The organism is Candidatus Rokuibacteriota bacterium, assembly GCA_030647435.1.
Lineage (GTDB): Bacteria > Methylomirabilota > Methylomirabilia > Rokubacteriales > CSP1-6 > AR37.
Genome location: JAUSJX010000016.1, coordinates 15,526 through 27,426, shown reverse-complemented (window position 1 = coordinate 27,426; position 11,901 = coordinate 15,526). Strand labels below are relative to the sequence as shown.

Sequence of the window (11,901 nt, the reverse complement as noted above, 5' to 3'; positions counted from 1 at the left end):
CGCATTTAGTAGGAGAACGGAAATAAACGATACTTTGCTTTGAAAATATGCCAGCGGTGAGCCAGCCCTCTGGGCTCGAAGATAAGGAACAGGATGATCACCACCGCATAGACGAGCAGCCCCAGAGTGGCAAACTGCTCTGCGTGTCCCCAGGGTACCATTGTTGCGAGGATAGGGAAGTATGAATCTACAATATAGGCCAGGCCGCGGTAGACGACGGCACCAAAGATCGGTCCAAGGTTGCTGCCCATCCCACCCACCACCAACATCCCCATGTACCATACGGCATCCATGAGTGGGAAGTAGTCAGTGTTAACAAAGCGCCACTGGTGGGCTATCAGAGCACCGGCGATGCCGGCATAGAAAGTTCCAATGGCAAAGGCGAGCAGCTTGTAGCGGAAGATGTTGATCCCGATGATCTCGGCGGCGATGTCCTGGTCGCGTATGGCGATGAAGGCGCGTCCGATCCGGGAGCGCACGAGGTTCATGGTGCCGACGATGGCCAGCACCACGAAGACCAGGAGGAAGAAGTACATCTGCCGCTGCGTGGCGATCGTGTAGCCGAAGAGGTCCGGGCGCGGCACCTCGATCGAGGCCTGGACGCCGCCGCTGATCCACGTGACGTGGTTGATGGTCCACTCGATGATGAGCTGGCCGGCCAGCGTGGCGATGGCGAGGTACAGCCCCTTGATGCGGAGCGAGGGGATGCCGACGATCCCGCCCACGAAAGCAGCCATGAGCCCGCCTGCCGGCAGGGCGATCCAGAACGGAGCGCCCAGCCGCACCGCGAAGTTCGCCGCCGTGTACGCGCCGACAGACATGAAGGCGCCGTGGCCGATCGAGATCTGACCGGTGTAGCCGACCAGGATGTTGAGCCCGAGCGCGCCGACGACGGCGATCGACGCCAGGTTGACGATGGAGAGGTAGTACTCGTGGACCACGAGCGGCAGCACGAGGAAGAAAAACACGGCGATCGCCCCCACCGTCCAGCGCGCGACCGGCAGGGGGTAGAAAGCCATGTCGGCCTCGTAGCTGGTCTTGAGCACTCCGCACTCGCGGTGGAACATGGCTCAAACCCTTTCGATTATCGACTTACCGAAGATGCCGTAGGGCCGGACCATGAGCGCGACGATCATGAGCACGTAGGGGATGAAGTCCTTGGTGCCACCGCCCACGTAGGGGTCGATGTACCCCGCCGCCACGTTCTCCACCACGCCGACGATCAGCCCGCCCACGATGGCGCCGGGGATCGAGTCGAGGCCGCCCAGAATCACCACCGGGAAGACCTTGAAACCGACCAGCGCCAGGTGAACGTCGACACCCAGGAGGCTGCCCCAGACGATGCCTCCCAGGGCGGAGACCACGCCCGTCATCGCCCAGGCCAGCGCGAAGTAACGCTCGACGTTGATCCCCATGGCCATGGCGACCTGCTGGCTGTCGGCGACGGCGCGCATGGCGATGCCCTTCCTGCTCTTGAGGAAGAACCAGCCGAAGGCTCCCACGAAGAACAGGCTCACAACGGCGCCCACGAGCTGGATGGGCGGGATGAAGAGCGGCCCCCAGACGATCGGCTCGTCGCTGATCGGCAGCTGCAGCGGCCTCGTCTCAGCCCCCCAGACCAGCGGCCCGAGCCCGCGCAGGACAGCGGCCAAGCCGATCGTCGCCATGACCACCGCGATGATGGGCCGGCCGATGAGCCGGCGCAGCATCACGCGCTCGAGGCCGAAACCGAACCCGATCATGCCCGCGAGCCCGACAGACACGGCCAGCCAGAGCGGCGCGCCGTACACGCCGAGCGCCGCGGCCACCACGAAGCCCGCGATCATGACGAACTCGCCCTGGGCGAAGTTGATGGCGTCGGTCGCCTTGTAGACCAGCACGAAGCCCATGGCGATGAGGGAATACATGAGCCCGATCAGGATGCCATTGGACATGAGCAGCCCGAAGAACCCCCACTCAAACATGCGCCGGGACCCCCGCGTCCACGTCCTCGATGCGCACGCGCGAATGGATGGTCGCCTGGCGGCCGTCCTCGTACGTCACCACGGTCGCCAGCTCGACCTCGTTCTTGCCCGAGTAGAAGGCGTCGATCACGGGCGCGTACTTGTCGGCGATGTGGCTGCGCCTGAGCTTCCGTGTCCGCGTCATCTCGGCGTCGTCGGCCTCGAGGTCCTTGGTCAGCAGGAGGAAGCGGCGCACCTTGGTCGGGTCGGGCAGCGTCGCGTTGCCCTTCCGCAGCTCCTCCCGGACCAGCGCCAGCACCTCGGGCTTCTGCGAGAGATCCATGTAGCTCGTGTACGGCACCCCGTGGCGCTCCGCCCAGTTGCCGACCGTGTTGGAATCGATGGCGAGCATGGCGCAGACCATGGGCCGGTCGTTGCCGAACGCGACGGCCTCGCGGATGTACGGGCTGAACTTGAGCTTGTTCTCGATGAACTGCGGCGCGAACGGCGTGCCGTCGGCCGTGGCGCCCACGTCCTTGGCGCGGTCGATGATGACGAGGTGCCCGCGCGGGTCGACGAACCCGGCGTCGCCCGTGTGGAACCAGCCGTCGGAGTCGATGACCTCGCGCGTGGCCTCCGGGGCCTTGAAGTACCCCTTGAAGACGCCCACGCTCTTGATCAGCACCTCGCCCTTGTCGGCGATCTTGACCTCGATGCCCGGGCACGGCTTGCCGACCGTGGTCGGGTTGGCCTCGTTGTCGGGCTGGATGGAGACCAGCGCGGAAACCTCGGTCGAGCCGTACACCTGCTTGAGGTTGACGCCGAACGCGCGGAAGAAGCGGAAGGTCTCGGGTCCGAGCGGCGCTCCTCCCGTGTAGCACCAGCGGGCGCGGCGCAGGCCCAGCTGGTCGCGGATGGGCCGGTACACGAAGAACTCGCCAAGCGCGCAGAGGAAGCGGAGCCCCGCCGGGACCGGCTTGCCGTCGGCACGGAGGATCTCGGCCTGCTCGGCCGCCGCCCGGAAGCGGTCGAAGACGCGGCGCTTGAGCGGCGTGGCGTCGGCCGCCCGTACCTGCACCGAGGCGAGCATGTTCTCCCAGATGCGCGGCGGGGCCAGCAGCGTGGTCGGCCCGAGCTCGCGGAGGTCGCGCTGCACGGTCTCGGGGCTCTCGGGGCAGTTGCAGCAGAAGCCGGCCGCGAGGCTCAGCACCAGCGAGTAGATGGTGTCGCCGACCCAGGCCATGGGCAGGTAGGACAGCCACTCGTCGTCCGGCCGGACGTCCTCGGCCTGCATGAAGATCCGCGCCGTCTCGATGGCGTTGGCGTGGGTCAGCATGGCGCCCTTGGGGTTGCCCGTCGTGCCGGAGGTGTAGGCGATCATCGCGACGTCCTCGGGCCTGCCCTTGTCCACCTCCTCCTCGAAGAAGCGCGGGTGCGACGCTTCGAACTCCCGCCCGAGGGCCTGAACGTCGGGAAAGGCGCGGAGCCAGTCCTGGTGGTAGTGCGCCATGCCCCGCGGGTCGTCGAAGATCACGACGCGGAGCGCCGGCAGCTGGTCCTTGAGTCCGAGGATCTTGTCCACCTGCTCCTGGTCCTCGGCGACGATGACCGAGACCTCCGCGTGCTGCCAGACATAGGCCAGCTCGCGGGCGATCGAGTCCTGGTACACGGCCACCGAGACGCCGCCGAGCGTCTGCGCGGCCACCTGGGCCCAGTAAAGCCGCGGCCGGTTGTCGCCGATGACCGACAGCTTGTCGCCCCGCTTGAAGCCGAGCGCCGCCAAGCCGTGGGCGAGGTCGCGCACGTTGTCGTGGTACTGGAGCCACGTGTGAGTCTGCCAGATGCCCCGGTCTTTCTCGCGGATGGCCGGACGGTCGCGCATGTCGCGGGCGTTCTTCTGGAGCAGCTTCGGGAGCGTCGTCGGCTCAGCCACGGGCGCTCTCCTGGCGGGGCTTCGTCTCACCGAGGTAGGCCTTGATCACGCGCGGGTTGACCTTGATCTCGTCGGGCGTGCCCTCCGCGATCTTCTGGCCCATGTCGAGCACGGCCACCCGGTCGGAAATGTCCATAACGACCCCCATGTCATGCTCGATGAGGATGATGGTCGTGCCCCACTCCTCGTTGACGTCGAGGATGAAGCGCGCCATGTCCTCCTTCTCCTCCTGGTTCATGCCACCCATGGGCTCGTCGAGCAGCAGGACCTTGGGGTCGGGGGCGAGCGCGCGCCCGAGCTCCACCCGCTTCTGGAGCCCGTACGCGAGCGAGCCGGTCGGGCGCCGGCGCAGGTCCTGGATCTTGAGGAAATCGATCAGGTCCTCGATACGCCGGCGGTTCCGGACCTCCTCCTTCTGCGCCAAGCCCCAGTAGACGAACGACGAGAACACCCCGGCCTTCATCCGCACGTGACGGCCCAGCATGAGGTTGTCGAGCACCGTCATACCCTTGAAGAGCGCGATGTTCTGGAAGGTGCGCGCCACACCGCGGGCGGCGACGTGGCTCGGCGACAGGTCGGTGATGTCGGCGCCGTCGAGCAGGATGCGCCCCCGGTCGGGGTGATAGAAGCCGCTGATCATGTTCAGCACGGTGGTCTTGCCCGCGCCGTTGGGGCCGATCACGGAGGTGATCTCGCCCGCATTGACGTCGAGGCTCACCCCGGAGACGGCCTGGACGCCGCCGAAGGACTTCGAGACCTCGCGGATCTCGATGTGAGCGCTCACGACAGCCACCGCTTCCGGCGCTTGTAGTGCTTGACGTCGCGGTAGCTCTTGCGCTGGCCGACGCCGGAGAGCCCGAGGTAGAACTCCTTGATGTCCTCGTTCTCGCTGATCGCCTTGCGGTCGCCGTCGAGGACGACCCGGCCGTTCTCCATGACGTAGGCGTAGTCGGCGAAGCGGAGCGCGATCAAAACGTTCTGCTCGGCCAGGAGCACCGACACGCCTTCCTCCCGGTTCAGCCGGCTGACGATCTCGAAGATCTCCTGCACGAGCATGGGCGCCAGGCCCATCGACGGTTCGTCCAGCAGCATGAGCTTGGGATGGGCCATGAGGGCCCGCCCGATGGCCACCATCTGCTGCTCGCCGCCTGACACATACCCCGCGCGCACCCCCCGCCGCTCGCGCAGGCGGGGAAAGTACTCGTACGTCTTCTCCAGGTCGCGCTTGATGGCGCGCCCGTCCCGCTGGGTGTAGGCGCCGGTGAGGAGGTTCTCCTCCACCGTCAGATGCTCGAAGACGTGACGCCCCTCCATGACCTGCACGATACCGCGCCGCACCACCTCGGAGGGGTCCTTCCGTCGGATGGGATCACCTCTGAACTCGATGCTGCCCTTGGTCACGTCGCCCCGCTCGGTCCGCAGCAGACCCGAGATGGCCTTGAGCGTCGTGCTCTTGCCGGCGCCGTTGGCCCCGAGGAGGGCGACGATGCCCCCCTCGGGAACCTGGAGCGATACCCCCTTCAACACGAGGATCACGTGGTCGTAGATCACCTCGATGTTGTTGACCGCGAGCAGCGGTCGAGGAGCGTCGGTCACGGCGCGCCCTGCCTCTCCGTCCTACTGCTCTTTCGAGCAGTCACGCACGGTGTAGCCGAGCTTCTTGCCCTCCTCCACCGCGGCGGCCTCGAGCTTGGGGCGCACCACGTCCCGCATGGGCTCGATCCAGTCGGACACCACCGTCCACTTCTTGCCGTCCCATTGCTGGACCAGCGCCAGGCCATTGCCCTCGTGATTCTCGCAGGTCGCCCGGAGCGGGCGCGTCATCCCCTTCATGCCCATCTCCTCGAGCCGCTTCTCCGTGATGTTCAGGTTCTCCATGCCCCAGCGCACCTGCTCCCCGGTGAGCGGCTTGTTGCCGAACTTGCCCATCGCCGTGCGGATGGCCTCCACGTCGATCATCGCGTTGAGCACGGCGCGGTTGTAGAGCACCTCTCCCACCGACTCGCGCTTCGGGGCATTGCCCTTGCCCTTGTCGTAGAGCGTCTTGAAGATGTCCTGGTGCACCTTGAAGCCCGCCCCGGGCGCGTGGAAGGTCATGGACTTGTAGCCCTTGGCCCCATCGCCGGCCGGGATGACGTCGGCCTCGGTCCCCGTCCACCAGTTTCCGACAACATGGTCCATGCGGAAGCCGATGCTGGCGGCTTCCTTCACCGCGACCTGGTTCATGACCCCCCAGCCGGAGATGTAGATCCAGTCCGGGTTCAGCCGGCGGATCTGCAGCCACGTGGCCTTCTGCTCCTGACCCGGGTGGTCCACGGCGAGCAGCGTCAGCTCGAACTGGAACTTCTTGGACAGCTCATCGAGCGTCGGGTTGGCTTCCTTGCCATAGGGGCTGTTGTGGTAGATGTGGGCGATCTTCTTCCCCTTGAGCTTGTCCATCCCGCCTTCCTGGGCGCCCACGTACTTGATGAAGGCCGAGGCCTGGCTCCAGTAGGTCATGGGGACATTGAACACCCAGGGGAACCAGCGCCCGTCGGCCGCGGCGGTCATGCCGTAGCCGGCGGAGTGGATGACGATCTTGTCCACGGCGGCCTTCGGGATGAGCTGATACGTGATGCCCGTGCTGAAGGGGTTGACGATCACCGGGCTCTTTCCCTTCACCCGCTCGTAGCACTCCACACCCTGCTTGGTGTCGTACTGGGTCTCGCACTCGTCGAAGACGAGCTTGACGCCGTTGATCCCGCCGTCCCGCTCGTTGACGAGGTTCCAGTAGTCGTTGAACCCGTAGGCGATGGGGATGCCGCTGGGAGCGTACGGGCCCGTCCGGTAGGTCAGGATGGGCAGGTAGATCTCTCCGGCGGCCCGGGCGAGACCGACCAGGGGCCCGATGGCGAGCACGGCCGCCGTCAGGACGATCAAGAGGGCTCTACGCTTCATGGGTGTGCCTCCTTTTCTGTTAGTGGGGAAACGGCCACAGGCGCAGCTTCTCCTTCGCGATCTGCCACAGCCGCGCGAGCCCGTTGGGCTCAACGATGAGAAAGAAGATGATCAGGGCGCCGAAGACCATCAGCTCGATCTGCTTCTGCAGGGCAACCGGCAGGGGCAGGCCGATCAGGTGAGGAGCGTTGGTCAGGAAGATCGGGACCAGGACGATGAAACCGGCGCCCAAGAAGGAGCCGAGCACGCTCCCCAGCCCCCCGATGATGACCATGAACAGCACGAGAAACGACAGGTTGATGTCGAACGCGGCCGTTTCGGCGCTGCCCAGGTACAGGAACACGAACTCCGCGCCGGCCACACCGCAGTAGAACGAGCTGATCGCGAAGGCCAGGAGCTTCGTGCGCAACGGCCGCACGCCGATGATCTCGGCCGCGATGTCCCGATCGCGGATCGCCATCCAGGAGCGGCCCAGGCGCCCCCGCACGAGGTTCTTGGCGACGAGGGCGAACGCGGCGACGAGGACCACCGCCACGATGTAGCGCGCTCCGGCCGTGGACTGGGGCCCCGTAACCGTCACGCCGAGTACGGTGCGGGTCGGCGCGGTGATGGTGCCCGACGCGGCATAGTTCACGAACCACGGCACCTTGTTGAAGAGCCACAGCAGGAAGAACTGCGCCGCCAGCGTTGCCACCGCCACGTAGAAGCCCTTGATTCGGAGGCTGGGGATGCCGAAGACGACGCCCACCAGGGCGGCGAGGAGCCCGGACAGGAGGAAGACGACGATGATGTTGATCTGCGGGAAAGAGGTGGACAGCTTGAACGCCGAGTAGGCGCCGACGGCCATGAAGCCGCCCGTGCCGAGCGACACCTGCCCCGCGTAACCGGTCAGGAGGTTCAAGCCCAGCGCCGCCAGCGCGTAGATCAGCAGCGGGATGAGCACCGCCTGCAGCCAGTACTCGCTGGCAACGAGCGGTGGCACCACGAAGGCCGCCGCCACGGCGAACAGGACGAAGATCCGGTCCTGGACGATCGGGAAGATCGCCTGGTCGCTGGCGTAGCTGCTCTTGAATTGGCCCGTCTCCCGGTAAATCATGCCCTGACCCCGACGTGGTTTCGAGAGCGATCAGAAGGGTCCAGATGCGAGGCGCCGCCCGAGGGCCGCACGCGAGGCGTACTCCCTGTACGTTGAGCGTGCGGCCGAGGGCGGCAACGAAGCAGATGGGCCCTTATCATCGCTCTACACTCGCTCGATGATCTTTTCGCCGAAGAGGCCTTGGGGCCGGACGAGCAAGAAGGCCAGCGCCAGGACGTAGGCGAACCAGTTCTCGATGGCCCCGCCGACGAGCGGCCCCCAGTACACCTCGCCGAGCTTTTCGCCGACGCCGATGATGAGGCCGCCCACGATGGCGCCGGGCACGGACGTGAAGCCGCCCAGGATGAGGACGGGCAGCGACTTGAGCGCGATCAGCGAGAGGCTGAACTGCACGCCGCTCTTGGCGCCCCACATGATGCCCGCCACGAGGGCCACCAGGCCGGCCACCGACCAGACAACGACCCAGATGGTCTTGAGCGGGATGCCGATGCTGAGCGCCGCTTCGTGATCGTCGGCCACCGCCCGGAGCGCCCGGCCTACCTTGGTCCGCTGGAAGAGGACGGCCAAGATGGCCACCAGGATGGCCGCGGTCAGCGCCGCGGTCAGCTCCAGCCGGTTCATCTGCACACCCCGCACGATGAACGAGGTGTCCGGGATCCCGACGTCGAGCTTCTTGACGTTGGCGCCCCAGACCATCTCGCCGAAACCCTCGAGGAAGAAGTTGAGCCCGATGGTCGCCATGAACAGGATGATGGGCTCCTGGTTGACGAGGGAGCGGAGCACCACGCGCTCGATGGCGAACGCCAGGGCGATCATGGTCAGCGCGGTCAGCGCGAGAGCGGCCGGCACCGGTACTCCGCGCTCCATCAGGCCGACCAGGGTGAGCGCCGAGAAGAGCACCATGACTCCCTGGGCGAAGTTGAACACGCCCGAGGCCTTGAAGATCAGGACGAACCCCAGGGCGACCAGGGAGTACATCAGGCCCGCGGCGATGCCCCCGATGAGCACCTCGATGAGGAAGGTGGCGTTGCCCGCCATGTCGGCGAACGGCGCGACGAATACCGCCCGGAGGAGGTCAATCACTGGCGACCCCGCCATGATCCACGACCCCATGATCCACCCCAAGATAGGCGTCGATCACGACCTGGTCTTTCCGCACGACCTCGGGCGGACCGTCTGCGATCTTCCGGCCATAGTCCAGCGCCACGACCCGGTCGGAGATGTCCATCACTACGCTCATGTCGTGCTCGATCAGGGCGATGGTCGTGCCAAACTCGTCGTGGACGTCGAGGATGAAGCGGGACATGTCCTCCTTCTCCTCGACGTTCATGCCGGCCATCGGCTCGTCCAGCAGCAGCAGCTGGGGCTCGGCGGCCAGCGCGCGGGCCAGCTCCACCCGCTTCTGGAGGCCGTACGGGAGCCGGCCGGCCGGCGTCTTGCGGATGGCCTGGATCTCCAGGAAGTCAATGACGCGCTCGGCGGCGGCCCGGTGCTCGAGCTCCTGCCGCTTGGCAGGCCCCCAGTAGAGGGCGTCCAGGAGGAAGTGCCCACGCATCTTGAGCAGCCGGCCGGTCATGATGTTGTCCAGCACGGTCATGCCCTTGAACAGGGCGACGTTCTGGAAGGTCCGGGCGACGCCGAGGGCGGCCACGTCGTAGGGCTTGAGCTGGGTCCTGTCCTTGCCCTCGAACAGGATCCGCCCCTTCTGGGGATGGTAGAAACCGCTAATCACGTTGATCAGGGTGGTCTTCCCCGCCCCGTTCGGACCGATGATCGCGACGATCTCTCCTCGGTAGACGTCCACGCTCACGTCGGTCAGCGCCTGCACCGCCCCGAACCGCACGGTGATGTCGTCGACCCGGAGCAGGGGCTCCCGGCGTGGGGCGCCTGCAGCCCCCGCTTCCGGGATCGGTCGCTCAGCGAGCGTCGACGGCATCTAGACCCCTTCCACGTCCATGATCCGCACCTGACGCTCCATGTCCGATGTCCTGCCGTCCTCGTAGATCACCGTGACCTTCACGGCTACGCTCGAGGCCTTGGGGTCATAGAGAGCGGCAATGATGGGCGCATACCTCTCATTGATGAACCCGCGACGGAGCTTCCTGGTTCTCGTGATCTCGGCATCGTCGGGGTCCAGCTCCTTGTGCAGGATGGCAAAGCGCTTGACGCGCTGCGACGGGGCCAGGCTCTGGTTGGTCCGGCGGATCTCCTCGTGGAGCAGGTCGTACGTGGCCGGGTTCTGGGCGAGGTCGGTGTAACCCGAGTAGCCGATGCCGCGCCGCTCGGCCCAGTTCCCCAGGACCTCCATGTCGATGTTGACCATCGCGGCGACGTAGGGCCGCTCATTGCCCACCGCCACCGCCTCCTTGATGTAGACGCTGAACTTGAGCTTGTTCTCGATGTACTGGGGGGCGAAGACCGTGCCGTCGTGGAGCGTGGACACGTCCTTGACACGGTCGATGATGACCAGCTGCCCGTCCGGGTCGAAGAGACCTGCGTCGCCGGTGTGGAACCAGGCGTCCTTGAGCGCAGCGGCGGTCTGCTCGGGGCTCTTGTAGTAGCCGGAGAAGAGGCCGGCGGTGCGGATGAGCACCTCGCCCCGCTCGGAGAGCTTGATCTCGACGCCGGGAATGGGCGGTCCGACGGTCTCGAGCTTGACGTGGCCGTCGCGGTGCAAGGTCGCCGGGGCGCAGCACTCGGTGGCGCCGTAGAGCTGCTTGAGGTTGACGCCGATGGCGCGGAAGAACTGCATCATCTCCGGCCCGAGGGCGGCGCCGCCCGTGATCGCCGCTCGGATGCGGCGGAAGCCCAGTTGGTCGCGGAGCGGGTCGAAGACGAGCCACCGCCCGAGCGAGCACAGCGCGCGGAGCCCCACGGGCACGGGCTTGCCCTCGAGCTCGAGCTTGGCCTTGCGCATCCCGCGCGGGAGGAAGAACTTCGTCAGCCGGAGCTGGAGCCAGTTGGCGTCCTCGATGCGCACCTGGGCTTGAGAGAGAATGTTCTCCCAGATGCGAGGCGGCGCGAACGTCATGGTGGGGCCGATCTCCCGGAAGTCGTGCCGGACCGTCGAGGCGTCCTCAGGGCAATTGACCGTGCAGCCGGAGAGAAAGGCCACCGCCATGGAGAAGAAGCTGTCGCCGATCCAGGCCATCGGCAGGTAGGCCATGATCTCGTCGCGCTCGTCCAGGCGCTCAGCCTGGAGGAAGTTCCTGCCGGTGCTGACGAGCGCCCCGTGGGAGATCATCACGCCCTTGGGGAAGCCCGTCGTCCCCGAGGTGTAGTTGATGATGGCGAGATCCGAGGCCTTGCCCTTGGCCACCTCGGCGTCCCAGTACCCAGGGTGCGCGGCGGCGAACCCCGCGCCCAGCTCCTGGACCTTGTCGAGACCCAGGAGGAAGGGGTAGTCGTAGTGCCGCATGCCCTTGGGGTCGTCGTAGACGACCAGCTCGACCGCGGGCAGCTTGTCCTTCATCTCGAGGATCTTGTCCACCTGCTCCTGGTCCTCACAGACGACCACGCGGGACTCGGAGTGGTCGATGACGTAATGCATCTCCGCGGCGATGGAGTCTTGGTAGACGGGCACAGGCACCCCGCCCAGGGCCTGGGCCGCCACCATGGTCCAGTAGAGCTGCGGTCGGTTGTCGCCGATGACGGCGACCTTGTCGCCGCGGCGGAAGCCCAGGCTGGCCAATCCGAGGGCGATGCGCTGGACGTGGTCCGCGTACTGGCGCCACGTGTAGGCCTGCCAGATGCCGAATTCCTTCTCGCGGATGGCGACGCGGCGGTTGCCCCAGCGCTCGGCTTGGGCGAGCAAGAGCTGCGGCAGTGTCTCGGCCGAGGGCTCCATCACGCCGTCGTAGCGTAGTCGGGGCGCAGTCGACCGCGCCCTGCCGCGCGGGTTGCGCAACTCTGCCCCATGCCCTGCCCGCCTACGCCGCTGGAGAGCGTCCCCATACCCCTATCCCTGGCGTTCGTCCGGCCGCCGATCTGGA

Annotated in this window: 10 protein-coding genes; all 10 read right to left on the bottom strand. The window is 66.4% G+C overall.

Features of this window, described 5'->3' with window-relative positions:
* Nucleotides 1-5 precede the first annotated feature (5 nt).
* The 10 genes from Q7W02_03610 to Q7W02_03565 all read right to left on the bottom strand — a co-directional run bounded on the left by Q7W02_03610 (nt 6) and on the right by Q7W02_03565 (nt 11,756).
* Nucleotides 6-1,067, bottom strand: coding sequence for a branched-chain amino acid ABC transporter permease (locus tag Q7W02_03610; GenBank protein ID MDO8475277.1), 1,062 nt, complete (start codon nt 1,065-1,067; stop codon nt 6-8).
* A gap of 3 nt (nt 1,068-1,070) precedes the next feature.
* Nucleotides 1,071-1,964: a branched-chain amino acid ABC transporter permease gene (locus tag Q7W02_03605; GenBank protein ID MDO8475276.1), complete on the bottom strand. Its 894-nt coding sequence runs from the start codon at nt 1,962-1,964 to the stop codon at nt 1,071-1,073.
* Entirely contained in the window at nt 1,957-3,876 is a 1,920-nt protein-coding gene (locus Q7W02_03600; protein ID MDO8475275.1) for an AMP-binding protein, read from the bottom strand. Before Q7W02_03600 ends, Q7W02_03605 begins: the two co-directional genes overlap by 8 nt.
* Complete coding sequence (locus tag Q7W02_03595) at nt 3,869-4,660, bottom strand: ABC transporter ATP-binding protein (protein ID MDO8475274.1); 792 nt, start codon at nt 4,658-4,660, stop codon at nt 3,869-3,871. Before Q7W02_03595 ends, Q7W02_03600 begins: the two co-directional genes overlap by 8 nt.
* Nucleotides 4,657-5,472: an ABC transporter ATP-binding protein gene (locus Q7W02_03590; protein ID MDO8475273.1), complete on the bottom strand. Its 816-nt coding sequence runs from the start codon at nt 5,470-5,472 to the stop codon at nt 4,657-4,659. Before Q7W02_03590 ends, Q7W02_03595 begins: the two co-directional genes overlap by 4 nt.
* A 21-nt stretch (nt 5,473-5,493) precedes the next feature.
* Nucleotides 5,494-6,813, bottom strand: coding sequence for an ABC transporter substrate-binding protein (locus tag Q7W02_03585; GenBank protein ID MDO8475272.1), 1,320 nt, complete (start codon nt 6,811-6,813; stop codon nt 5,494-5,496).
* 19 nt (nt 6,814-6,832) lie between these two features.
* Nucleotides 6,833-7,909: a branched-chain amino acid ABC transporter permease gene (locus Q7W02_03580; protein MDO8475271.1), complete on the bottom strand. Its 1,077-nt coding sequence runs from the start codon at nt 7,907-7,909 to the stop codon at nt 6,833-6,835.
* Between the two features lie 144 nt (nt 7,910-8,053).
* Complete coding sequence (locus Q7W02_03575) at nt 8,054-8,947, bottom strand: branched-chain amino acid ABC transporter permease (protein MDO8475270.1); 894 nt, start codon at nt 8,945-8,947, stop codon at nt 8,054-8,056.
* A gap of 37 nt (nt 8,948-8,984) precedes the next feature.
* Nucleotides 8,985-9,845, bottom strand: coding sequence for an ABC transporter ATP-binding protein (locus Q7W02_03570; protein ID MDO8475269.1), 861 nt, complete (start codon nt 9,843-9,845; stop codon nt 8,985-8,987).
* On the bottom strand, nt 9,846-11,756 hold the full coding sequence (locus tag Q7W02_03565; protein ID MDO8475268.1) for an AMP-binding protein: 1,911 nt from the start codon (nt 11,754-11,756) through the stop codon (nt 9,846-9,848).
* Nucleotides 11,757-11,901: the final 145 nt, after the last annotated feature.

What these genes read in the sequence shown, in the direction of transcription:
- Q7W02_03610 (MDO8475277.1), bottom strand. Translation starts at nt 1,067, where the DNA reads ATGTTCCACCGCGAGTGCGGAGTGCTCAAGACCAGCTACGAGGCCGAC.
- Q7W02_03570 (MDO8475269.1), bottom strand. Translation starts at nt 9,845, where the DNA reads ATGCCGTCGACGCTCGCTGAGCGACCGATCCCGGAAGCGGGGGCTGCA.
- Q7W02_03565 (MDO8475268.1), bottom strand. Translation starts at nt 11,756, where the DNA reads ATGGAGCCCTCGGCCGAGACACTGCCGCAGCTCTTGCTCGCCCAAGCC.
- Q7W02_03575 (MDO8475270.1), bottom strand. Translation starts at nt 8,947, where the DNA reads ATGGCGGGCAACGCCACCTTCCTCATCGAGGTGCTCATCGGGGGCATC.
- Q7W02_03580 (MDO8475271.1), bottom strand. Translation starts at nt 7,909, where the DNA reads ATGATTTACCGGGAGACGGGCCAATTCAAGAGCAGCTACGCCAGCGAC.
- Q7W02_03605 (MDO8475276.1), bottom strand. Translation starts at nt 1,964, where the DNA reads ATGTTTGAGTGGGGGTTCTTCGGGCTGCTCATGTCCAATGGCATCCTG.
- Q7W02_03585 (MDO8475272.1), bottom strand. Translation starts at nt 6,813, where the DNA reads ATGAAGCGTAGAGCCCTCTTGATCGTCCTGACGGCGGCCGTGCTCGCC.